Below are 1,178 nucleotides of genomic sequence, written 5' to 3' on the forward strand. Positions count from 1 at the left end.
GCGTTGCGCCGCCCTGTACCGCCGGATCGCCCTGGGTTTGCGAGATGCCCCGGGTGCGGTAGTCGCTGACGATGCCCAGGGTCATGTCCAGACTGAAGTCATCATTGAGGGTCAGGGCCTGGCTGGTCAGGGGGGCCAGTGCGAGTGCGGCGAGGGTCAATGCTGAAAGTGCGTTCATACAGTTCTCTTGTTGTTATGGCGTACGGGGAATTTCAGGCATGGCGATGCCACACCCCTCGCGTGACGAGGGGCTGGCGGTTTTACGTGTGCTGGGTGTTCGCAGGTCAGGACGCGGKGGCGTAGACCTGCTTGCCGGCGAAGAAGGTGTTCAGGACTTTGGTTTCGAACAGGTCGTCATCGCTGACCTTGAACACGTCGCGGTCGAGGATGATCAGGTCAGCCTGCTTGCCCGGTGCCAGCGAACCGATCTGTTGCTCCAGGCGCAGGGTTTTCGCCGCGTTGATGGTGTAGGCGTAGAACATGGTCTGGCGGTCGATGCTTTCCTTGGCATTGAGTACGCCCAACGGACCTTTGCGCGTACTGGCCTGGGCAATGGCGTTGAACGGGTTGGGACTGGACACCGGCCAGTCGCTGCCACCGGCAATCGTTGCGCCAGCGTTATGCAGGGACCGCGCGGGATACTGGTAACCGTAGGCAAAGGCGCTGATGTAAGGCTTGACCAGTTCGACGGTGTAGGACTCACCGGTGGCCCACAGCAGTTGCATCGAGGCGATCACGCCCAGTTCTTTGAAGCGTGGAAACTCCTTTGGGTTGACCAGTTGCAGGTGCGCGATGCTGTGGGGCACGGGCGTCGGGCTGAGCTTGCGCGCATACGCCACGCCATTGAGCGCTTCACGCACCGCGCGATCGCCGACGGCATGCATGTGCACGATCCAGCCGCGTTTTTCCGCCGCCACCACCAGTTCGCCGAAGTGCGCCGGGTCGGTCAGCAACTGACCATTTTTATGGCTGTTCTTGAACGGCACGATGACCGCTGCAGTCTGCCCCGGGAATTCGAGAATGCCGTCGACAAACACCTTGATGCCGGGGAACGTCAGGTTAGGCACGCCCTCGAATTGCTTCATCACAGTGGCAATCACTTCCAGGTCGGCGGGTTTGCTCTTCGGATTGGTGACCATCAACGCGGCGACGTGGGCACTGAGTTCGCCGTTCTGCGC

At 61.2% G+C, this 1,178-nt stretch carries 2 protein-coding genes; both read right to left on the minus strand.

What is annotated here, in order from left to right; translation table 11 throughout:
- Window positions 1-178, minus strand: a 178-nt coding sequence (locus tag ACXRVY_RS30365; RefSeq protein ID WP_458239124.1) for a TorF family putative porin, incomplete at its 3' end; no start/stop codon positions are given.
- Window positions 179-284: 106 nt separating this feature from the next.
- Window positions 285-1,178: amidohydrolase (locus tag ACXRVY_RS30370; protein WP_458239123.1), on the minus strand; the 894-nt coding region annotated here is incomplete at its 5' end.

It is taken from the genome of Pseudomonas sp. P5_A2_2 (assembly GCF_054177685.1).